The 23,245-nt window shown below is 51.6% G+C and carries 14 protein-coding genes; 6 read left to right on the top strand and 8 right to left on the bottom strand.

Annotated features, from left to right (window positions below; genetic code table 11):
• Nucleotides 1–72: 72 nt before the first annotated feature.
• The 3 genes from HY774_22515 to HY774_22505 all read left to right on the top strand — a co-directional run bounded on the left by HY774_22515 (nt 73) and on the right by HY774_22505 (nt 5,471).
• A complete protein-coding gene (locus tag HY774_22515) occupies nt 73–1,485 on the top strand; it encodes a response regulator (GenBank protein ID MBI4751263.1) in 1,413 nt (470 codons plus the stop codon).
• Between the two features lie 316 nt (nt 1,486–1,801).
• The gene (locus HY774_22510) at nt 1,802–2,722 is read left to right on the top strand and encodes an FAD-dependent oxidoreductase (protein ID MBI4751262.1); all 921 of its coding nucleotides are present in this window, start codon (nt 1,802–1,804) and stop codon (nt 2,720–2,722) included.
• Between the two features lie 166 nt (nt 2,723–2,888).
• On the top strand, nt 2,889–5,471 hold the full coding sequence (locus HY774_22505; protein ID MBI4751261.1) for a tetratricopeptide repeat protein: 2,583 nt from the start codon (nt 2,889–2,891) through the stop codon (nt 5,469–5,471).
• A gap of 180 nt (nt 5,472–5,651) precedes the next feature.
• On the opposite strand, the gene HY774_22500 is transcribed toward HY774_22505, so the two are convergent.
• The 3 genes from HY774_22500 to HY774_22490 form a co-directional block, all read right to left on the bottom strand.
• Entirely contained in the window at nt 5,652–6,854 is a 1,203-nt protein-coding gene (locus HY774_22500; GenBank protein MBI4751260.1) for an ATP-dependent Clp protease ATP-binding subunit, read from the bottom strand.
• 437 nt (nt 6,855–7,291) lie between these two features.
• Entirely contained in the window at nt 7,292–8,209 is a 918-nt protein-coding gene (locus HY774_22495) for a zf-HC2 domain-containing protein (protein ID MBI4751259.1), read from the bottom strand.
• A gap of 39 nt (nt 8,210–8,248) precedes the next feature.
• A complete protein-coding gene (locus HY774_22490) occupies nt 8,249–8,812 on the bottom strand; it encodes a sigma-70 family RNA polymerase sigma factor (protein MBI4751258.1) in 564 nt (187 codons plus the stop codon).
• 269 nt (nt 8,813–9,081) lie between these two features.
• Here HY774_22490 and HY774_22485 point away from each other — a divergent pair, with 269 nt between their 5' ends.
• A complete protein-coding gene (locus HY774_22485; GenBank protein MBI4751257.1) occupies nt 9,082–10,404 on the top strand; it encodes a hypothetical protein in 1,323 nt (440 codons plus the stop codon).
• On the opposite strand, the gene HY774_22480 is transcribed toward HY774_22485, so the two are convergent.
• The 5 genes from HY774_22480 to HY774_22460 all read right to left on the bottom strand — a co-directional run bounded on the left by HY774_22480 (nt 10,385) and on the right by HY774_22460 (nt 21,165).
• Nucleotides 10,385–10,765, bottom strand: coding sequence for a response regulator (locus tag HY774_22480; protein ID MBI4751256.1), 381 nt, complete (start codon nt 10,763–10,765; stop codon nt 10,385–10,387). The genes HY774_22485 and HY774_22480 overlap by 20 nt on opposite strands.
• Nucleotides 10,766–10,778: 13 nt before the next feature.
• Nucleotides 10,779–15,194 carry a PAS domain S-box protein gene (locus HY774_22475; GenBank protein MBI4751255.1) on the bottom strand — a complete coding sequence of 1,472 codons (4,416 nt, stop codon included), beginning with the start codon at nt 15,192–15,194 and terminating at the stop codon, nt 10,779–10,781.
• 42 nt (nt 15,195–15,236) lie between these two features.
• The gene (locus HY774_22470; protein ID MBI4751254.1) at nt 15,237–15,560 is read right to left on the bottom strand and encodes a hypothetical protein; all 324 of its coding nucleotides are present in this window, start codon (nt 15,558–15,560) and stop codon (nt 15,237–15,239) included.
• Between the two features lie 90 nt (nt 15,561–15,650).
• On the bottom strand, nt 15,651–20,024 hold the full coding sequence (gene gltB, locus HY774_22465; GenBank protein MBI4751253.1) for a glutamate synthase large subunit: 4,374 nt from the start codon (nt 20,022–20,024) through the stop codon (nt 15,651–15,653).
• 112 nt (nt 20,025–20,136) lie between these two features.
• The gene (locus tag HY774_22460; protein ID MBI4751252.1) at nt 20,137–21,165 is read right to left on the bottom strand and encodes a threonine/serine dehydratase; all 1,029 of its coding nucleotides are present in this window, start codon (nt 21,163–21,165) and stop codon (nt 20,137–20,139) included.
• A gap of 542 nt (nt 21,166–21,707) precedes the next feature.
• On the opposite strand from HY774_22460, the gene HY774_22455 reads away from it, so the two are divergent.
• Entirely contained in the window at nt 21,708–22,325 is a 618-nt protein-coding gene (locus HY774_22455; GenBank protein MBI4751251.1) for a hypothetical protein, read from the top strand.
• Between the two features lie 555 nt (nt 22,326–22,880).
• On the top strand, nt 22,881–23,237 hold the full coding sequence (locus HY774_22450) for an energy transducer TonB (protein MBI4751250.1): 357 nt from the start codon (nt 22,881–22,883) through the stop codon (nt 23,235–23,237).
• Nucleotides 23,238–23,245 lie beyond the last annotated feature (8 nt).

The raw sequence follows: 23,245 nt of genomic DNA, 5'->3' as shown, positions 1-23,245 counted from the left end.
TTTTCAGTACAGAGGATTTAGATTGAACCTACCTGCTCACGCAGGTGAGACTGACTTTGAGCGCAGGTTTTCATGAGCACACATTCTCCGGATGACAAAACCGTAATCACTCAGATCTCCAAAGGGAGCATCTTGATCGTTGACGACAACCCCACCAATCTGGAGTTGCTCTCAAATTTGTTGATGGAACGCCAGTATGAAGTAAAAGCGGCCATTAATGGTCGCCGGGCGCTGGCGCAGGTCAACTTATCGCACCCGGATTTGATTATGCTCGACATCAACATGCCGGGAATGGATGGCTATGAGGTCTGCCGCCGACTCAAGGAAGATGAATCAACCAGTCGGATTCCAGTGATTTTCATCAGTGCCCTCAATGAGGTCTGGGATAAGGTGAAGGCGTTTGAGGTCGGAGGCATTGACTATGTGACCAAGCCCTTTCAGTGTGAAGAAGTCATCGCTCGCATTGAAACCCAGATGAAGCTGGCGCAGTTGCAGCGGGAAATGGAGCGAAAGAACGCCGAATTGATGCAGAAAAACCAGGAACTGCTCATGGCGTACCAGCGGGTCAGAACCCTCTTCTCGACCCTGGCCGAAGTCCTTCCAGGGACGGTTCTGGACAACAAATATCGCCTCGAAACCAAAATCGGTTCCGGTGGATTTGGGGCAGTGTTCCGGGCAACCCACCTGAATCTCAATCGGGAGGTCGCCGTCAAAGTTTTTCAGCCTCCAACCGATGAAAACCGCTTTGAAGAACTTGAACGGTTTCGCCTGGAAGGAATTTCCGCCTGCCGGGTCAACCATCCAAACGCAATTACGGTGCTTGATTCGGGGGTGTCACCGGAAGGCATTGCTTATCTGGTGATGGAATTGCTCTCTGGACACACGCTCTTTCAGGAACTGAAACAAAAAGTCAGATTGCCGCTGGAACGATGCGCCGAAATCATTTTTCCAATTTGTGATGTGCTGGATGCCGCCCAAATGGCCGGGATTGTGCACCGTGATATCAAGCCCGAAAACATTTTTCTTCACCAGTCACCTGATGGGGAAGTGGTCAAAGTGGTTGATTTTGGAATTGCCAAGCTCATTGGTGATCCAGTGAACCCAAATTTACCCTCGCTCACCCTCAATGGTGTGGTGGGAACACCAGCCTATATGTCGCCGGAACGATTTAACCGGAAAGACTATGATGGGCAGGCGGATATCTATAGTTTGGGTGTTTTGTTTTATCGAATGCTGACTGGATCGCTTCCCTTTGATGCGGCGGATCCAGTGGCCCTGGCTTTAATGCACCTGACAAAATCGCCTCAGCCCCCACGTCAACGAAATCCGGAAATTCCTCAGGCCATTGAAACCATCATTCTCCAAATGCTTTCCAAAACACCCGGAGTTCGCCCCACCCCGCGCCAACTCGCCCTTGATTTACAGGCAGCGCTTGAACGAGCCCGCTTTGATAGCACTGATATCGGGGATGATTTGTATTATTGATTGGGGGCTCGGGGTTCGGGGTTCGGGGTTCGGGGTTCGGGGTTCGGGGTTCGGGGTTCGGGGTTCGGGGTTCGGGGTTCGGGGTTTTCGAAAGAATGCTGTTTTCAGTGTAGACTTGTTCAGTGGCAGATTTCTGGTATTCAAATTCAAAATTGTAATACAAAGTAGTCGTTAATATCTTAATAAATACTTTTAATTGAATTATTTAACTATCAGTTCGCCCAGACTGGGAATTCCCAATTGGTTTAACAAACACAGTGAATGTTCTCTGGTTTTCAGGTCCCGGAACCCGGAACCCAGAACCCGGAACCAAACTATGCACGATTTGCTCATCATTGGCGGTGGGCCAGGCGGTATCAGCGCCGCGCTCTGGGCCAAACGACTTGGCTGCACCCCACTGTTACTCGAAGCCAACGCCCAACTTGGCGGCCAGCTCCTGAGAACCTATAACCGGCTGATTGATTGTCCAGGATTTTGGGGACTGACCGGAATTGAAATTGCGGAGCGATTGGAAGAGCACGTCCGAAGCCTGGATGTTCCCTGGCGTGTCAACACTCCCGTTACCCGAATCAATGCCTCAACCCACTCTGTTTGGACTGCCGAAGAACAATTTCAGGCACGAGCCCTGATTTTGGCACTTGGCGTGGTCAAACGTCGGCTCGGGATTCCCGGAGAGCGTGAATTTGCTGGTCGTGGGGTGAGTACTTCCGCCACACGGGATGCTGCTCTGTATACGGGCCAACCCGTTGCCATCGTTGGTGGAGGGGATGGCGCCTTTGAAGAAGCCCTGATGCTGGCCAATGAAGGCTGTCAGGTGACATTGATTCATCGCTCAGACCAGTTCCGCGCTCGCGCAATGTACTTGAAACCGGTCTTGACTGACCCTCGCATCACGATGAAACCCTTTACTCGTTTGACCCGCATCCTCGGAGATGATCGGGTGACAGGTTTGGAACTGGAAGTAGCCCGACCCGATGAGCCAGTGATGATCGAATATCTGCCGGTTAACGGCGTCTTTCTCACGCTCGGAACCGAGCCGGCCACCCGCCTGGTAGTTGGGCAACTTGATCTTGATTCAGAAGGATTTATCGTCACTGACCGCTGGGGTGCCACCTCCGTTCCTGGAGTATGGGCGGTCGGAGATACCTGCCATCCATTGCTCCCAAGCCTGTCAACGGCTTTTGGCCAGGGTGCCACCGCCGCCAAAGCGGCATATAATTGGCTTCAAACCTCTTGAAAAAGTGAAGTAGTGAAATAGTGAAAGAGCGAAGTAGTGAAAGACAAAGAGTTTAGATGCTGACATAATCACTCTGAGAGTTGACGCTGAAGGACCTCGCTCCTTCGCTCCTTTGCTCCCTGGCTAATTTGCAAACCCGTGGACGAACGTGTTGGAGCACTGCCCTATGCAAGACACATTCAGACGCATCTTCTGCTATTGTTTGTGGTTGATTAGTAGTTTGATTATCGCGGGAACCGTAACGGCCCAATCTCCCCCCAGGCGGTTTGACCCAAATGGTCGTCCCCCAAAAATCAGGAATCAATCACGCCTTCTGAACAATCAAGCTGATCAACAGCTCAAAACCAATGCGTTCAAAGCCATCGAATTGGCTCAGGCAGCGCTTGAACAAGCCCAGGCAACCAGCAATATCATTGAAGAAGTCAGGGCCTTGATTACCTTGAGCACACTCTATCTGGATGGACGGTTTCCTGATAAAGCACTGGTGCCGATTGAAAAAGCACTGACGCTGGCGCTCAAGACAAACCACAAGCGCCTCCAGTTGCGAGCATACCAGCAAGCTGCCCGGGTCAATCGCTTTCATGGCAATCTTGATCGGGCAATTGACTGTTTTCAAAAGGCAATTCAGTTGAGCGAAGAGATGGGTGAGCCGGGGGCGACGGCATTTTCACTCAATGGTCTTGGAATACTCTACAAAAACAGCGGCCAACCCCAAAAAGCGATTGACTGTCACCGACAATCCCTCCGGATTCGGGAGGAACTCAATGATCAAATTGGAATTAGCACCACCCTGCATAATCTTGGAACGACCTATTCGATGACTGGCGACTTTGCCCAGTCGCTGGAATATCACCTCAAGGCACTCAAACTCAACGAAGCGTCGGGAGATCAACCACGAATTGCCGCTTCGCTCCAGGCCATCGGGATCGTGTATGGTGAGCTTGATGAAGGGAAGAAAGCACTTGATTATTTGGGGCGGGCACTCACGATTTTCGAACAACTCAATGATGTGGGTGGCTTAGCCGACACCCAAAACAATCTGGGGCTGATTTATTTTGGCACCAGTGAGTATGAAAAAGCGCTCAACAGTTTGAATCAAGCAATACGGATTTATCAGGAAATGGGGCGTAAACCTAAAATTGCCCGTGGGTTAAACAACATGGGCCTGATTTACCTTCGTCTCAATCAAAAAGAAAAGGCGCTGAGTTATTTTCAACAGGCACTGGAAACGGCCCAAACCATTAACGATATGCAATTGATGGCCGCCGTGATGGAAAACATGGCGGTGATCTTTGGACAGACCCATCAGGAACCAAAAGCCGAAGCCTACTTTCAACAGGCTCTTTCGCTGGCTGAGTCCACCGGGGAACGGCCACGGGTTCGCAATATTTTGCGTGACCTTTCCGAGTTTTATGAAACTCGGAAAAACTATGATAAGGCGCTTGAATATGTGCGCAAAATGATTGGCGTTCAGGAAACGATTGCCAGCGAAGAATCAAGCAAACGCATTGAGGTGCTCCAGGCGCGATTCGAATCCGAAAAGAAGGAAAAAGAAATCGAATTGTTGCACCGGAGCCAGGAAATCCAGGAACTCGAAATTGCCCGCCAGTCTGATCATATCGAGGATCTGCAGCGGGAACAGGAACTGAAGGAAATTTCAATTGCTTCCAAAGAACGGGAAGTGGCGGTTCTGGAACGAGACCGCCAGATTCAGGCATTGAACCTGGCCAACACCCAGCACCTGGCAAAACAACAGGCGCAAGAGAACCACTTTCTGCGCAAGGAAGCTGAGTTGAATTCAACCATCCGAACTTCGCTGGCAGGGGCATTTGGTTCAGCCGTTTTGTTAATCGTGGCGCTCTCCAATTTATATTTTGTGAAAAAACGGTCTGAGCACAAACTTCAACTCAAAAATGCGGAAATCACCAATCAGAAAACGGTGGTTGAAGAGCAGGCGGCGGCGCTTGAACAGGCCAATCAGGAACTTGATGCCCAGCGGCAGGCACTCCTTGATGCCAATCTGAAACTGAGGGAACTGGATCAACTCAAAGCCAATTTTACCGCCATGCTGGTGCATGACTTGAAATCACCACTGAGTGTCGTCAAGGCGTCGCTTGAAATCTTTGAAACTGACAAAGAAGTTCAAAACACCAGTATGCTCCCACTGGTCAATGCCTCTCACCGGAGTGTTGAAAAGGTGTTGTCACTGATTTCAGAAGTGTTGGAGGTATTTCGGTCAGAATCACAGGACATGAAACTCCACTGTGAACCTTTGGAAACCAGGGCCTTCCTTCAGGAATGCCTTGAAGAAGTTCGTGTGGCTGGTCAGGTAAATCAAATCCAGGTCGAAACCGATATTGCCGCCCAGCTTCCACCCGTGAAAGCCGATGCCAGCAAACTTGGACGGGTTCTCAGCAACCTGTTATCAAATGCCGTCAAATTTACACCTCGCCAGGGAACGGTTCGACTGGCCGCAAAAAGCGTGGTCGGCAGTGGGGTTGAGGAAGGAATGCTGTTTGTGGAAGTTGCCGTTTCTGACACCGGGGAAGGGATTCCAGCCGAGGAAATACCCTATTTGTTTGACCCCTATCGGCAGGTATCTTCTCGAAAAGCGCAGCTTGGGGTTGGGCTTGGACTGGCAATTGTGAAACGGATTGTGGCGGCTCACGGTGGAAACATCGCCGTTCAGAGCCAGCCTGGTGTGGGGAGTTGTTTTACGATCCGCCTGCCAGCGTTCGGTGCCAAATGACAACGTGACAGGGTGACCTTTTGACAAGGTGACAGGGTGAGTGGGTGAGTGGGTGACAAGGTGACAGAGTGACCACGGTGCATACATCTTGGAACGTTTCATTCCGTCACCTTGTCACCCTGTCATTTGTCACCCTGTCAAAAGGTCACCTTGTCACCTTGTCACTTGTCACCTTGTCACTTATGAGTTTGAATCGCGTGGGTGAATTGAAGCCGATGCCACCCGGGCCGGGATAAAGCGTTCACCTGAATCAGTGTCTTCCAGACCGAAAATTTTGGCGTATTCGGTACCCGGTGCCAGGATGAGTGCGCCGCCTTCTTCTTTGATAAAGGTCAATTTGCTTCGATCATCAGCCAGATCAATCAAAACCAGGTCGCCGGTGTGAACCTGTTCGGTCGCGACCAGATTGGAAATCGGGTACACCAAAAATCGTTCGATGGCGCGTTTGAGGTGGCGGGCGCCATATTTGAAATCAATGCCTTCATCGAGCAAAAAGCGTTTGGCGCCATCTGAACACTTAAAGACAAATTTCTCTGACGCACTCTTCATAATGCGATCCTGAACCGCTTTCAATTCGAGGTCCAGAATCATCTGCAAATGATGTTCTTTGAGTGAGCGGAAGACTACTACCTTATCAATCCGGTTCATAAATTCCGGAGAGAACTTTCGTTTTGCGGCTTCCAGGGCAGTGCGATAAATCTTTTGATCAATTTCGTCATTGGCTTCCTGATCGCGTCCCATTCGGGGTGGGGCAAATCCAATGCTGCCGGTGATCAATTCCGACATCTCGCGGGCACCCAGGTTACTGGTCAAAATAATCATCGTGCGCGAGAAGTCAACCCGGCGATTATCGCCCAGCGTCAGCGTCGCCTTGTCCAAAATCCCCAGCAACAACTGCCAGAGCGCGTCTGAAGCTTTTTCAATTTCATCAAATAAGACAAAGGTCAATTGATCCCGTTCGCTGTGATAGCGGTCCAGGTTCTCCTGGGTCAACATCGGGGCTGTTTCACGATGACCCAGATATCCTGGTGGAGAACCAATCAATTTGGCGACTTCGTGGCTGTGCTGAAATTCGGCACAGTCAATTTTGATAACGGCGTTGGAATCAGCGAATAAAACTTCAGCGGCGGCTTCGACCACGCGGGTTTTTCCCGAGCCAGTGGGCCCAAGGAATAGCATTGTCCCGATGGGACGCCCAGGATTCGAAAGCCCTGCCAGATAAATCTGATACAGGTTGACAAGTCGTCGGACAGCTCGTTCCTGACCCACGATCCGGGCCAGCAGCTTGTCTTCAAATTCTTGAGCCCGCGGACTTTTAAGGTCCGGATTGAGTGGTATCCGCTTCGGTGTAGAAGGTTCGTCAACAGAAACTGGATTTGTCATGAGATTTCGCGCTCCCTGATGTCTCGAAATTCAAATGCCTAAAAACAATAATGAGTGAGACTTAGCACGCGTGTGTCAATCTCACTCAGTCGGTTCAACTGATGTTTTGCGGGAAGTGGGCGTTGGCTTTGCATCAGCACTGAACGCAATGCTGGATGCATCAGTCATTGTCAACCATCTCGCCTCCCGAAAACTTCAACGTGTGGGATAGGGATCCCGAAATGAATAAAGGATTTGAATTTGTATAGCAGTGCCGGAAATATTTCCAGTTTTCCTGACGAAAAGCAACTCTGATGAAGAATGAAGAATGAAGAAAATACATAGTGGTTCGTGGTTCGTGGCTAGAAATCAATACTTTCAAAGAAATACCAAGTACCAAGAACTAATCACTAACCACTAGCCATTAACCACGAACCACGAACCACTATATGGTTTCTTCATTCCTTCTTGGCGAGTGTTTCCGACATCAGGTTGTGGGTGATGTCATTGATCTGAGTTCGTGGAAGCTCGCCGGCAACCACCCAGACGTGCTCTTCATTTGCGGAAACGAAGGCTGACATGGCGATTGTGTCTTTTTGAGCTTCGTACACCTGGCCGGGTTTGGCATCTCCCTGTTCAGATTTGAGAAACGCCACTGCCTGTTTGGGACCAAAGTAAACTGACAATGGCTGATTGTCGCGCATGTAAAACGTGTGGACAAACGGCACGCCCCCGATTTTGCACAATGCCAGTCCATCGGGAGCATAGCCCATCTGTTTGAGTTTTCTTCCAACCGCATCAATCGGCGCCGGATCCGGCGCTGGATGTCCGTCCCGGTACCAGGCGACCAATGCTGGATTGCCGTTGCAGACCCGATAGTCACGGGCAATGGCCACCGAAAATGACCCGCTGTGCTCAAGCCAGTAGAGAAAACTTCCGTAGCCGAGTCCGACCATCACCACCAGTGAGGCAGCAATCGCCAGGATGGTTCTCGCGACCCGGCCCACCGTCCATTTGGGTTTGAGTGCCACAACAATGGCCGGCAGTTCGTCTGGCGGTGGCACGGCTTCCGCTTCAAGTCGAGGAATTTCGCCTGAAATGGGCGGTTTTGGTTTTCCGAGTTGGGCTGTCAACAGGCCGTGTACTCGATTGTTGAGTTGAAACGCACGCACTTCGAGTGCCGGCTCCAGGTCTGGGGCCCCTTTGACCGCCGTTTTGAGCACATCCGAGACCTGTTTGGTCAGTTGGAACTCGTGGCGACATGCCTGACACCGTTCAAGGTGCTGCGCAATTTTCATGGCCGTCACGGTATCAACTTCATTGTCAACATAAGCTGACAAAAGATCATTTACCTGTTCACACTGCATCTGATTCATACTGACCTCTTTTTCCTCTCCCGACAGCTCTTTGTGAACTCAATGAGAAGTGGCTGCTTCATTGCTGGTACTACTTCCTGGGCGAAGGAGTTTTTTCATCATTTGGCGGGCACGGTGCAGGCGTGACATGACCGTCCCCATTGGGATATTGAGCATCAAGGCGGCTTCCTTGTAAGAAAGCTCTTCGACCAGGACCAGCATCAACACATCCCGATAATCTGCCGGCAGTTTTTCCAGGGCATGGAGCGTACCGTGTTCGTCAAGCTCAATGCGCGGTTCAAACCGCAAGACGTTGGTGATTTCCGGTTCATGGGCGGCGACGTGGGCGGACCCGGCTTCGAGTCCTTCACGGCGACGGTTGATGACATTGATCATGATTCGAAAGAGCCAGGCCCGACAGTTGGTGCCTGGTTCGAACCGATCCCAATATTTCCAGGCGCGAAGCAGCGTGTCTTGCACAATATCCTCCGCCTCGGTGGGATTGCCCCACATGCGGATTGCACTCCGAAGCAGCACGGCGGTGTGTGGAAAAACGTGGCTTTCAAAGTTGGCAAGCTGTGTCTGATCAGTGAGCGCCTGGGAAGCAGAATGTTCGCTACTCATGCTGTTCTCCTCTGGGATTTCGAGCGGCATTGTGAATCATCCTAAAAATTGTCGAGGGGATTTATTTTTGGGTTATGCCGGCGAAATCCAGCGAGGATTTGATTTATTTCACACTGGGAAAAAGTTTGGGGGTATGATTTCAGAAAAACCTGGTGACTGGTGCTTCTTCGAAAGTATTGCTTTCTAACCACTGACCACTAACCACTCTTTGGTGCTTGATACTTGGAGCCTGGTTTCGAAAACCCCTGACCCGCAATGGAGGTACCGCGATGAACTCTTTTTTTGAACACTGGTATTTGAGCTTGCTTCCGTTGGCCGGGTATCTGTTGCTGGCTGTTATCTCAATGAAGCGAATCTCTGACGTTCGGACTCAACTTGGAGACGTGATTCGGACTCGCAAGGATCTGGAACTGGTCAAAGCCGCTATCAATCAGAACATGAAGCTGGCCTTTCTCTTGATTCTTGGAGGAGGTGGGTATTTGGTGTTACTGCTGGGGTTACTGGCAGCCAAAATGTTGCCCTCAAGCGATAGTCGGCACCTGATCATTTTCACAGTCGTTATGGCGGTGTCCTCCCTGGTCATCCATATACTCGAAAAACCGCTCAAAACCTTGCGCGTTGAGGCCAAAGATCCGCGTATTGCCCAGACCTACCAAATCTGGCTGAGCCAGTGGCCTCAGGCGCGCTGGAAATTACAAGACGATGTCTTTGAAACGCTGCCTCTGCCTCCGGTTTTTGGAGCTTCACCCGTTCAAAGCGAGACCAGACCTGAATCACATCGGGGACAGGCCCACGTCCCAGTTCCGGGTCCGCCACCGATTTCACTTAATGTCAAAAAAGAATTGACGCTGCTTCCGCCGCGTCCGATTCGTCGGCGTTCTGGCCGTGGATGGTTGATTGGATTTCAACAGATTTTCATTTTACCGCACACGCTGGTTGGGATTGGGTTGATTATGTTTATGATCGGGAGCTGGTTGTTTCTGGTTTTTGGAACCACTGTGCCGGCACAAGTGACCGAGTTGAAGACAACCCGTGGGTCAAAAAACACAACCGCCTATGAGGTCCATTTCCGCTACCAGCATTTTGGAAGCGACCATCGCGACCAGACAACCGTTCCCAAAGCCGTTTTTGACACCTTCCATCAAAATGACGTGGTGGAAGTCAAAGTTTTTCCGCTCCCTGGAACAAAATTCACCCAGTTGAAATATCCAGGGGCAATGGATGCGCACATTGTGAAAGTGATGGTTTCAACTGGCATGGCCTTGTTTTGGAATGGGATTGTGTCAGTTTTTCTGTGGGCATTCTATATTCGGCCACTGATCAACCGGTGGCTGGTCCGAAACGGCTGGCCGGCCCCTGGCCGCATTACCGGCAAGTCCGTCAGCAGCGGGAAATCAACTTCCTATTATGTTGAATATCAGTTTGACGTGCCGAAAGAGGGAACACAGCAAGGGAAAATGGAAGTTTCCGCCGATGCTTATGCGCTGGTGAACAATGGAGATATGGTGTCGGTTTTGTATTCTTCAACCAATCCACGCTGGAGTGTTGTTTACGAAGTTGCTGATTATGAAGTCATGACCAATCCCTATTGAGTCGGACGGCATTCATCCCCGGAATAAATTCCGGGGTTTTCTGCCGGTCACCTAAGTACCTTGTCATAAGTTTCCTGAGATATTGGATTTGGTAAGTGCTTGATTTTTTTCCGTGTTTTCCGTGTTTTCCGTGGTTAAAATGTCTGGAAATTTTCGGTAAGGTACTTAAAAAATAGGTGTATTCGACGGATGGCCGTTCACGAATAATCTGACATAATTCGAGACCACTCATTTCGGGCATTTCCCAGTCGCTCACGACCACACGGGCACGGCTGACACAGTACTTTTCAAACGCTTCAAGCCCATCATCTGCGGTAATGACTTCGTGTCCAGCTCCTTCCAGTGCTTTTTGCAGAACCAACCGGGTAAGAGGCTCATCTTCGGCGATGAGGATCTTCAGGTGGTTGTCCCTTCTCAACCTGGAAGGCTACCTGAGTTTGCTCAAATTCATGTTGGAGTTGAGTCAGTAATGTTTCAACACCTTCAAGCTTTTTGTCACGACCTCTTTGTTCAATTTCCTGACAGAGTTGAACCATACGCCCAGCCCCAAATTGCAGGCTGGAACCCCGGAGTCGGTGAGCGAGCTTGAGCACCCCAGTCGCGTCCTGTTCCTGGACGGCCTGTGCCAGTTTAGAGAGCGAAAGCGCATTTTCAGTCAAAAACAAATCAATCATTTCAAGAAATAACTCGTGATTTGTTTCTCCGACCATGGCTCGGAGTCTGGTCAGTGCGGCTGGATCAAGAATCGGCGGTTGACTGACAGGCATAGCAGGCAGAGGCAGGGCGGGTTGGGCTTTGACAATCCATTGTTTTATAACACGCTCTAAGTCTGAAAGTTTGACCGGTTTAGAAATAAAATCATCCATTCCAACCTCAAGGCACCGGTGTTTGTTTTCAGAGTAGGCATTGGCTGACAGGGCAATGATCGGCAAATGCGTTCCGGTTGCTTCGCATTGACGATACTGACGGGTTGCTTCATATCCATCCATTTCCGGCATCTGGCAGTCCATGAGAGCCAGATCGTACCTGGATTTTTGCAAGGCGACCAGGGCCTCTCGTCCGTTGTTGGCGATATGAACTTCAACCCCAAGCCTCTTGAGCTGGTACAGCGTGACCCGCTGGTTGATAACATTGTCTTCAACCATCAGCACCCGGCACCCGGCAAATTGTGAAGTTGAATCAGCCGATTCAACTGAGCAAGAGGCGCCAGCACCAGCACCCGCCGGTTGATCTTCCGGAAACAGGCTCTCAAAAAGCTGTTGCAGGCGAATCGGTTTTTGAAGATACCGGACTGTTTTGAATTGATTGGGAAGCTGGACAAACTGGCTTTGACCCCAGGGAACAAGCAAAATCAGGTTTTTCTCTGAGATCAGATGGTGCGGCAAGGTTTCGATCAGGATGGAAAGATCCAGTCCAGGCTGAGTGATATCAAGAATGATGGTATCAAACGGGGGGGTGGTCAACTCTGCTCCCTGGATTTTGTCCAGTACCGATTCCGCCGTGGTCGCCTGGTCAAAGGGGAGGTGCCAGGTTGCCAGCATTTGGATAATCAGTTCAAGACAGGGCGGGTGATCTTCCACCACCAGTATTCGTCGGGTGGAAACCGATTGGGGGAGATCCCACATCGGTGGTATCTGGGCTTGAATTGGGAACTCAATTTCAAACCAGAACCTGGTTCCCTGGTTCATCTGACTTTCAAACTGAACTTCCCCCTGCATGGCTTCAATCAGTTTTTTGGAAATGACCAGTCCAAGGCCAGTGCCTCCAAAGCGTCGGGTGTTGCTGGAATCTACCTGACTAAATGGCTGAAACAACAGCGGCTGCCGCTTTGGTGAAATACCGATTCCAGTGTCCTTGATTTCAAATCGGAGGCGAACTTGCCCGATACCCTGACTGACGAGTGATACCCGAAGCGTCACCTCGCCTTGATCCGTAAATTTAATGCCATTACTGAGCAGGTTGGTGAGAACCTGACGAAGCCGGGCTGGATCTCCAGATAGTGTTTGTGGAACGTTGGGTGAGACGACACAGGTAAATTCCACCTGTTTCCGCTGGGCGGATTCGGCGAGCAAGTCCATAACGCCCTCCAGGACTGGCTGCAATTCAAATGGAACATGTTCGACCTCAAGTTTTCCAGCCTCAATTTTTGAGAAATCCAGAATGTCGTTGATGATCAGGAGCAGTGCTTCGCCTGACCGATAAATGGTTTCGGAATATTCCTTTTGGAGTGGGGTTAACTCGGTTTCAAGCAACAGGTTGCACATTCCAATCACGCCATTCATCGGGGTGCGGATTTCGTGGCTCATGGTTGCGAGAAATTCTGATTTGGCTTTCGACGCCTGTTCGGCTTGTTCCCGGGCTTTGATCAGGTCCGTCTGAGCTTGAAGCCAGTCGGTGATGTCACGTCCTTCAGGCAAGAGCCAGGACACTTTTCCCTGATCATCAAAGACGGGTTTGATTGAGAAATCAAGGGTGCGGATGTGTCCGCCGGCGGCCATCACCTCAACCTCATAGCGAATAAACTCTCCTTGACGAGCTTGCTGGATCGCCTGTTTGAGGTCTTCCTGAACCTGAATCGAATGGGAAAACCAGGAAGTTTCCCACACGGGTTGGTTGATGACGTCGTCAATCGTGAGTGCCGCAAAATCCAGGGCGGCTTGATTGGCCTGCAGGACAAGACCTTCGGGTGTCAGCAACCCGGACATTTGAAAGGCAGTATCAAACATCGTCCGAAACCGTTGCTCGCTGTTGCGCAAGGCTGTCTCAGCCTGTTTTCGGATCGTAATATCGGTGACCCGGACCAGTTGCAATCGGGTTCCACCAACATCAATCAGTTTAAAGGCCAGATTTCCCCAAAATTCATTTCCTTTTTTGGTGACATATTCGCGTTCAAGGCTAACAAAATTTCCCGAGCGGGCCTGTTCCCTGAGTGATACCAGTTCGTCGGGGGTAAAACGGTATTTTTGGAGGTGTTCGCCATAGGTGCCGATGAAATCAGCTTTGGATTCGCCTTCAAACATTTCCACGACCCGCTGGTTGCAATCGGTAATCAGAGTTGTCTCGGCATCAACCAGAAACAGGGCGTCGGCGGATTCTTCAAAGATTGCCTGGAACAGCTCCTTGCTTCGGCGGAGTTCGGCCTCCATCTGTTTGCTTTCGGTAATATCAAATTCGATGCCGTCCCAGACGATGCTTCCATCGGCGAGTTTTCGGGGAGAGGTTCGAATATGCGTCCACACCGGTCCTCGATGGGGAGTTTGCTTGAGTACCTGTTCATCAACCAGGCTTTGCGTTTGCTGGGCTCGCTCAACGGCCTGGTTGAACCTCACCTGATCGGCTTCGCTCAGTTGCTGCATCAGCACTGAAGGGTCAGCAAAAATGGCTTCCCGAGGGATCCCGATAATGCGTTCGATACCCGCACTAAAATAATTGAAATGTGGTTTGCCATCCCGGTCATGTTTAACCTGGAAAATGGCACCGTTCGGCAGGTTATCCCCTAATGCCCGCAGGGTTGCTTCTCGTTCGTGGAGCATTTCCTCAAGCTGACGTGATTCTGTGATGTCCATCACGGTTCCCACATAGCCGATAACCTCTCCGGGTCGGTTTTTGACCGGGCGTATTCGACCTGAGACCCAGGCAGTGGTGCTATCCAGACGCAGAACCCGAACCTCAAACGAAACTTCTTCACCCAGGATTGTGCATCGCTGCCACTGAAGTTGGATGTGCTCCAGATCATCAGGATGAATAGTTTGAAGCCATTTTTGGCCATACCCTTCTTCAGCCGGCAACCCGGTGATTTCAGACCAGGCTTCGTTCACAAAAATGCACTCACCTTCAGCGTTATTGAGAAAAATTCCAACCGGTGCGAGCGTGGTCAGGGTCCGGAAATGTTGTTCGCGTGAGCGGAGCTTTTCGTTGACTTGCTGCATTTGAACCTGGTGTTTCAATTGCAAATTTGACGCCCACATCATCAGGCCGGCCACCAGGACAATGGTGAGGGCTATCATCATCGAAAGACCAATTTCAAGAGAAAACAATCCAGATAATTGCCCATGCAGCCGAAATTCACCCAACACCAGCAAAATCGTTGTAAATAAGAGAGTTGACCATCGGGCAATAACCCCGCCAGGGTGACGATTGGTGATCAACACCATAAGGCTACTTTGGGCATTGACCCCCAAAATCCCCAGGCTCAAAACTGCCATCACACAGAGCGTTGGAAGAGCAGTCCCACCGATAGGTGATGTTTGGTGAATTGGTGAAGCACTATAAATATATGATAAAAAAACAGTTAATAGGATAATTGCTGTCAGGAAGGCAAATATCTGCTGACCGAGGATCCATCGCTGATAATTTGTCGCCACCATCAACAAACTGATTCCAAGGAATGAAAAACACAAGGCTGTTGCCGGCGCGGGTAACCCAATAAGCGAACGCAGGGATGGGTGATCCCACATCCGCGGCAACTGTTCGCCCTCCATTCCAAGTCCGCCCAGATGACCACTGAGGCTGATCAGCCCAATTCCTAGAACAATGCTGGCCAGGACTTGTGATCCAATCCGGCGACTGACCTGAGTCGGCCTGGTTGGACGGAGAATCAGCACCAATCCAGCACAAACAAATGCCAGTGCGGTGGTTGGCGACATTTTTGGAAAGCCTTCAATGACCGAGAGCGGGGCCTCAATGCCAAGTTTCCAACTCAAAAGCGTCAAGAAACCGATACCCGTCACCAGGATGCCTGCCAGCCTGGGAAGTTGCAGGTCATTCTTCTTTTGGGTATTGAGTGCCATAGTACGGGTATTGAGGAAAATGGGCCAGGTTAGGCAGAAAAATCATAAAATTGACTTCAGTGATGAGGCAGAAAAAGCTGGCATTCCTGCTTTCAAGCCAATTTGGGTTTGAGAGGAGCAATTTTTAAGCCAAACACTGAGAATATAAGCCAAACAGGGGATAAAGTGGGAGGGAATGACAAAGGGACAAGGTGACAAGGTGACAAGGTGACAGGGTGACAAGGTGACAGGGTGACAAGGTGACAGGGTGACAAGGTGACAAGGTGACAAGGTGACAGGGTGACAGGGTGACAAGGTGACAGGGTGACAGGGTGACAAGGTGACAAGGTGACAAGGTGACAAGGTGACAGGGTGACAGGGTGACATTTCTTCGAAAACCCTGAACCCTGAACCCTGAACCCTGAACCCTGAACCCTGAACCCTGAACCCTGAGCCCTGAACCCTGAACCCCGAACCCTATGCTTTTCCAGGAATGATCTTCCAAAACTCCGCACGGAGAGTCGCAAATGATCGCACCATGGCTTGAGCCCGGAGGCTGTCAGTTTCCGCTGCATATTCGCCGAGGAGGTGCACCAGTTCATCAGCATCTTGATTCGTTAACTGTTGAAGTTGAACGTAGTTTTGATTGATTCTGGAAAGATCCGGTTGACTGTGAAGGTAGATTTTCCCGCCAGTCATTCCGGCACCAAGGTTCAACCCGATTTTGCCGAGGATTACCACAATACCGTTGGTCATATATTCACAGGCGTGAAGGCCGACGCCTTCGACCACGGCGAGTGCTCCGCTATTGCGAACCGCAAACCGGTCACCGGCCAGCCCATTGATAAACAGTTTGCCCCCTGTGGCGCCATAGAGCGCACAGTTGCCGATGATTGTGTTTTTCTCGGGTTCTAATTTTGAATGCGGATGGGGGCGAATCACCACTTTTCCGCCAGACATCCCTTTGCAGACCGAGTCGTTGGCCTCGCCAAAGAGCCGGGTCTCGATGCCATCCACCAGAAATACCCCAAATCCTTGACCCGCACTCCCGACAAAATCCACCTGAATCCGGTTGGTCGCTGGCGGTTGAGTTCCTGGTTCTGAGTGACCGCGTTGATGATACATGGTTTCGGCGATTACCCCGGACAAGGTCGCGAGTGCGGCCCGGTCGGTACTGCGGATGCCGCATTCGATTCGAAACGGCGTCTGATGATCAAGCGCTGGTTTGGCCCGGTTGACCAGAAATTCATTCAACGGGCTGACTGGTACATAGGCCAGACTGGTGGTCAGGTCAAACGCGGCTTTCGAACCAGACAGCACGGTTTGAAAGAAAAAGCTCAGATCCAGATTGCGTTCGGCGACGAGTTGGGTAAAGCGTGGATCGGTCTCGACCAGATCAATCCGGCCCACCAGATCAGTGAGCGTGGTAAAGCCCAGCCGTGCCAGGTGACGGCGGACGTCTTCGGCAAGGTATTCGAGCATCCGCACCACGTGAGTTGGTGTTCCCTGGTATTTGGCTTTGAATTTCGGATCGTGGGTGGCAATGCCTGCCGGACAGCGATTGGTTTCGCAAATCCGCGCCATAATGCACCCTTCGGCGACGAGCAGGAGCTTGCCAAAGTCAAATTCCTCCGCGCCAAGCGCCGCTGCCAGTACGAGATCCTTGCCCGTGTGCAAACCGCCGTCTACTCGAAGTGTAATGGATTGGCGCAGATGATTGGCGACCAGTGCCCGATGCACGGCGACCAGACCCAGTTCCCAGGGCAGCCCGGCGTGTTTCATCGAACCGAGCCCGGCGGCACCGGTGCCGCCGTCTCCGCCAGAGATGTGGATGATGTCAGCCCCGGCTTTCGCCACACCGACGGCAATCGTGTCAATATTGACCCCGGAAACCAGTTTGACGCTGACTTTGGCTGACGGATGAAGCTGTTTGAGTTCGTAAATAAGCTCTTTCAGGTCTTCGATGCTGTAAATATCGTGCATCGGCGGCGGAGAAATCAGATCAATATTGACTGGCGAATGGCGTGCCCTGGCAATTTCAGGGGTGACTTTCACTGCCATCAACTGGCCACCTTCGCCGGGTTTGGCCCCCTGGGCAATTTTAATCTGGATTTCCTGGGCTGAAATCAAATATTCAGCCGTCACGCCAAATCGCCCGGAGGCCACCTGTTTGGTGGTGGCGGTGATGCCTTCAGCGAAATAAAAGGGATTTTCGCCGCCTTCGCCGCTGTTGCTGCGGGCGCGGACCTCGCGCATGGCGGTGATCAAATCGCGCTGTGATTCGGCGCTGATGGCGCCAAACGACATTCCGCCAGTTCCAAACCGCCATAAAATGTCTGACATCGGTTCGACCTGATTGAGCCCAAGCGCGGGCAATTCGGTTTTTAAGCGGAACAGGTGACGAAAGGTCACCGGGGCGCTGTCTTCTCCCTGTTTCAAATAGTGATCATAGAGTTCCGGCGAACTCAGCGAATGCCCGGTTTCACGAACCAGTTTGTGGATCATTCGCGCCCGAGTCGTGGTCATGGCGTGTTTTTCACCTGCCGTGCCCTGAGTGTGTTCGCGGAACTGATACGTGTGGAGCAGTTTCCCGCTTCCGACCGCCATGGCCGCTTCTGACCGGGTGGCGTTGAGTCGAACCAGATCCACGATGTGCTCCAGTTCAAACCCGCCGACAACGCTTTCCATCCCTGGAAAATAGAAATTCACCAGATTCCGGCCAAGTCCAAGAATGGTAAACAGCCGGGCATTTTGATAACTCCGCAGCACGGAAATCCCCATCTTGGCCATGATTTTCAGGAGTCCCGACCGGAGCGCCGCAATCAGATTGGCTTCGCGCTGTTCTGGGGCGATGCCTTCAAGTTTGGCATTGGGTTCAAACCGGGCAATTTCGAGCGCCAGATAGGGACACACGGCGGTGGCACCAAATCCGATCAGCGCCGCGACGTGGTGCGAACTGCGAATCTCACCCGACTCAACCACCAGTGACGCTTTGAGCTTCAATCCAGATTCGTTGAGCGCATTGACCAGCGCCCGTAGGGCCAGCAGGGAAGGGATCGGCAGGCGATGATGCCCAGCCTGGCGATCACTCAGGATCACCACCGCCGTGCCATGTTCAACGGCGGTCAATCCTTTACGGGTGAGTTCGTCAATCGCCAAATCAAATCCGGCCACGCCCTCGGTTGCATCAAATGTGGTATCAAGCACCACGGCCCGAATGCCGACTTCCTGCGAATGATCGGTGGTCAGGGCTTTTAATTCTGAAATTTGCTGGAGGCTCAGAACTGGATGCTCAAGTCGGATCGCCGGGCGCGGTGGGATCAATTCGGTTGGAATGAAAATATTGGGTTTCGACCCCAGAAACACCGTCAAATCGGTGGCTATCGTTTCGCGCAGGTAATCAACTGGCGGATTGGTCACCTGGGCGAAATCCTGATAGAAGAAATCAAAAAACGAACGTGGTTCATCGGAAAGCACTGCCAGCCGGGCGGTGTCACCCATTGAACCAATTGGCTCCTTGCCGGTGGCCATCATCGGCAGCAGGATGCGGTTTGAATCTTCCTCGGTGTACCCAAACACCGTTTTGTCGGCCATGCCGGCTGCTTGCAACTGCGTTGTGGCCGGTAATGACACCAGGCGTGGATCAAACCGCACACCTTGATAAGCGGCAATGGTGCTTGGGTCTTCAAAGCTCACCAGTCCAGTTCGTAAATTGACCGTCACCGCATTTCCAGCATGAAGTGCTCCTTTAAACCGGATATCGCTTTCGTTGAGCGCAAAGGCGCCAGCTTCAGAACACACATAGAAATGGCCTTCGGTGAGCATCCAGCGGCCAGGCCGGAATCCATTGCGGTCAAGTCTGGCGCCGACCAGGTTGCCGTCTGAAAATAGAATAATCGCCGGCCCGTCCCACGGTTCCATCGTGCGCGCCCAAAACGTGTAGTAGTCATTTTGCCGATCCGCCGGCGGCATCATGATCGCCAAAATGTCATTGATATTGGCCAGGTGGCTGCGATATCGGAGGGCTTCGACCATTTCATTGAGGCTGCCGCTGTCGCTGATGCCGTGATGGGTAATCAGTTCGTTGGCCTGCAAGCCGAGTGTTTTTTCCCGCGAGTAGGCCCACGACCGGTTGCCGGCAATCGTATTGATTTCGCCATTGTGCGCAATCAGGCGAAACGGTTGGGCCTTATCCCAGGCCGTGCTGGTGTTGGTGCTGAATCGGCGATGAAAGAGTGCAAACCGGGTGCGATACTGGGGAGATTGCAAATCCAGATAAAATTGATCAAGCTTTTCTGATCGCACAAGTGCTTTATACACAATTGTTTCCGCAGAAATTGACGAGAAAAACACCTCGTAATTCGAAAACCGGCGAATTACCCTGGTGCGGGCGTGTTGTTTTCCGATATAGAGCAGCTTGTTGAATGAATCCACCGTGGTGCAATGAACTGGACGGCGCAAAAATGCCTGAACGAGCACCGGCATCGTCTGTCGTGCCTGCGGTCCAAGCACTTCGGCGTTGATCGGTACCTCACGATAGCCAATCAATTCAACATCGAGAAAAGCAAAGGTGTCTTCAAAAATCGCTAGAATTTCTTTTCGATACGGTTCGTCCTGCGGCAAAAACAATTGCGCCACGCCAACGGAATGTTTCTCAAACCCCAGCAATTCAAAGGGAATATCGGTCATTACCCCGGCTCCGTCACTGGTTTCAAGATCAGCGCCGCAGGCACCGCGATGTTCAACACACCGGAGTGCATGGAGTGCCTGTTGTAGATTTTCGTGGTTGCTGACCTGATGGAGACTGGCCACAAAACCAACGCCACAACTTGATTTTTCTTGATTCCACATAGTGATTCCTTTCAGGGGTCGGGGTTCCGGGTTCCGGGTTCCGGGTTTTCGAAGTCTTCAGCCCAATATCTTCAGCCCTCAGCCCCAAGCCCTGGTTTTCTCAGCCCCGGCTTCAAGCGGCTTTCATCACCCAGCGAAGGGTGGTTTCATCAATATTTGATCCCGAGAGAACAATCCCGACCCGTTTGCCGGCCAGCCGTTCACGGAGCGACAGCAATCCAGCCAGCCCGGCGGCGCCCGCGCCTTCAGCGAGATTGTGGGTTGTTTTGAGCAGCATGCGGACGGCTTCGGCGATGAGTTCATCGCTGACCGTGATGAAATCGGTGAGTCCTTCGCGGAGGGTACTAAACGTCATTTCATAGACGCCACGGGTAGCCAGTCCATCGGCAATCGTCTGGGCGGTATGTTTCACCACTGGTTGCCCGGCGTGCCACGATTCGTGCATGGCCGATGCGCCTTCTGCCTGGACACCGTAGACTTCGATTTCCGGACGCAGTTTGCGGAGCACCGTCAACGCTCCGACGGCCATTGAACCGCCGCCAATGGCCATGACCACGGCATCGAGTTCAGCCGCCTGATCCACCACCATTTCAAGCGACATGGTTGCGGCACCAGCCAGCACTCGTCGGTTGTTGGTGGCGTGGACCAGGGTCATTCCACGCGAATGAACCAGCTCCTGAGCGACACGAATGGCTTCGTCATAATCGTGACCATCTTCGATCACGGTTGCTCCAAAGCCGCGCATGGCTGCGTTTTTTTCAGGATTGTTTGAGAGGGGGACGCAGATAATAACTGGGATACCCAGGAGTGCGCCAGCCCATGCGACGCCCTGACCATGATTTCCACGCGTCGCGGCGACCACACCGTGCTTGCGTTGTTCGGGTGTCAGCGAAGCCAGCACACTTAACCCATTGCGGACCTTGAAAGAATTGGTCGGCAAGTGGTTTTCGTGCTTCACATGGACTTGAATGTTATGGCCCACAGCCTGATCCAGAGCCTGATAATTCCGGAGCGGCGTCACTGGCAGGTATTGCCGGAGTTGACGCGATGCGGTGACAACATCCTGAAAGGAGATCGGCCAGGCGGTGTGTGTGTGACTGGGTACCTCAGATTCGGTTGATGGAACGGTGGCGACGGACATTGGTGTGTTTCTCCTCAAAAATCAAAAAAGCCACCCGCCGGGTCTGGCGTGGTGGCTTTGGTGTCACTTTCAACTTGTGCAGTTGGGTGTCAGGTAGCCCTCACGCCTTGAGTGCGAATGGCAATAATTGAAATTCGAATAATAGAAATGGATACAGCCTCACGACCAACCGCGGACGGGGCACACATCGGCTGAGTCGCCGGGGCGGCAACGCGGTAAGCAAACGAATTCAATTGCGTGAGGCAAAAAAGTGCGTTCAAGCGCTGATACCTGAAATCCTGAATTGTAAGGGGGAGAGAATGACAACCCCATTCTGCCTGAGAATGTTTGCTTGTGACAAGTACCTTTTGTAAGGATGAGGTCAATACCACCTGCGTCAGCGGGTGGGTGTGATCCTTTGAAATTCTCCTAAGAGAATGACTAGATAGTCAAATAACTGAAAAAAATGGATTTGATGGACTTCTGGCTTCAAGCTGGTATGATTTGCCTTCAATCCCCACCCGCTGACGCCGGTGGTACTGACTTCATTCGTGGTGGTGTTTATGGGCTCAGAAAAACTCCTGGTCAAAAAAGAATTTCTTCCAACCCGTTGTGAAATTTGCCATCAAGCCGACAAATTTGACCCGGTGCGGAACCTCTGCGAGCGGTGTCAGCCAATCGCATTGGAACGCAATCCTCAACCAGTGGCTCTGGAAGAACTTCGACTTGAAACGCCACGACCAGTTCGAGTGCGAAATAGTCTGGGACAAATTGGCAATCATCTGTTTCAGGGACTGGCTTTGCTGGCCGGGCTTGTCCTGGTGTTGTCGTCCAAAAGCACGTTCTGGGTGATTTTGGTTGGTCTTTTTGGTTTTTGGTTTATCCAGGAACTGTGGCGAACATTGACTCATCGCTGGCTGACAGCCAATGGTGATACCTACGTCGGACATATCACTGAGTTTCGCCAGCGCTTGCATAACAAGTATGAAATCCATTTTATTTCAGATGATCCAGTTGGTGAACCAATCAGCGGGGTCTGTGAAGTCACCGAACCCGAATGGTACAACGCCCGGCAAGGCCAGCTTGTGACCATCCTGCATTCAAAGAAATACCCGTTTCTCAAACCAATCTTGTATGAATTCAGCCGGTATCAGGTTGAGGTCCCGAAGCGGGAAGAGTGAAGTCTTCGGGTTCCGGGTTCCGGGTTCCGGGTTCCGGGTTCCGGGTTCCGGGTTCCGGGTTTTCGAGAAAAAGACAAAAAGGACAAAAAGGACGAAAAGGACATAAAAACAACTTCTTCGAAGACCCTGACCCTGACCCCCATAAGCGCCAGGATAAGGAAACAAAGCCCGATCTGGACAAGGGGACAAGGGGACAAGGGGACAAGGAGAAAAAATATTCTCCCGCTCCCAACGTCGGGAGGAGGATCTCCTTGTCTCCTTGTCTCCTTGTCTCAAACAGGCCCACATTTCCTTATCCTGGCGCCTTATGCCCCTGACCCCAATCGTTACACTTCCGTCAAAGAGATGTTACAGGTTGGCGATGTGATCGAAACTTACTCCTTGCATACTCCTCGGCGTCGAAGGAAAGTTGATTTCACCCGATCCAATCGGAACGAAACCGCTTTCTTAAACACTGAGACTGTATTTTCATCCAATCACAATGGGATGTCACGTCGGGCACAAACCGATGCTGGCTCTGGTTGGATGACTAAAGAAAAGGAGTTCGTTTTTCATATGTTGCACACCATCGTAACGTCGTTTTTTCTTTCATGTGTCCTCTGTTTGACTGTGACCGTCACGGCACAGGCACAGAATTCAACCCAGGTTGTGGTTGGACCATCAGTGACTTCATTGCCGGTGATTGAGCGAAATCTGCCCGAATATCCTGTCGTGGCGAAAGCCCAGCATGTTCAGGGACCTGTGGTAATCCGGGTTATCGTTGGTCCAAATGGAGATGTGGCCCAGGCGTGGGTGTTAAAAGGTGATTATCGCTTGCGGGAAGCTGCCCTTGATGCCGTTCGTTCGTGGCGATATGAACCACAAGGCAAAACTGTTTCAACGCTGGTTGAATTTCGGTTTGTGATCAAATAATGCCAGTC

The organism is Acidobacteriota bacterium (assembly GCA_016208495.1).
Classification (GTDB): Bacteria; Acidobacteriota; Blastocatellia; order Chloracidobacteriales; family Chloracidobacteriaceae; genus JACQXX01.
The sequence above is the reverse complement of the archived record's forward strand: the minus strand, read 5'-3'. Positions and strand labels throughout refer to the sequence as shown.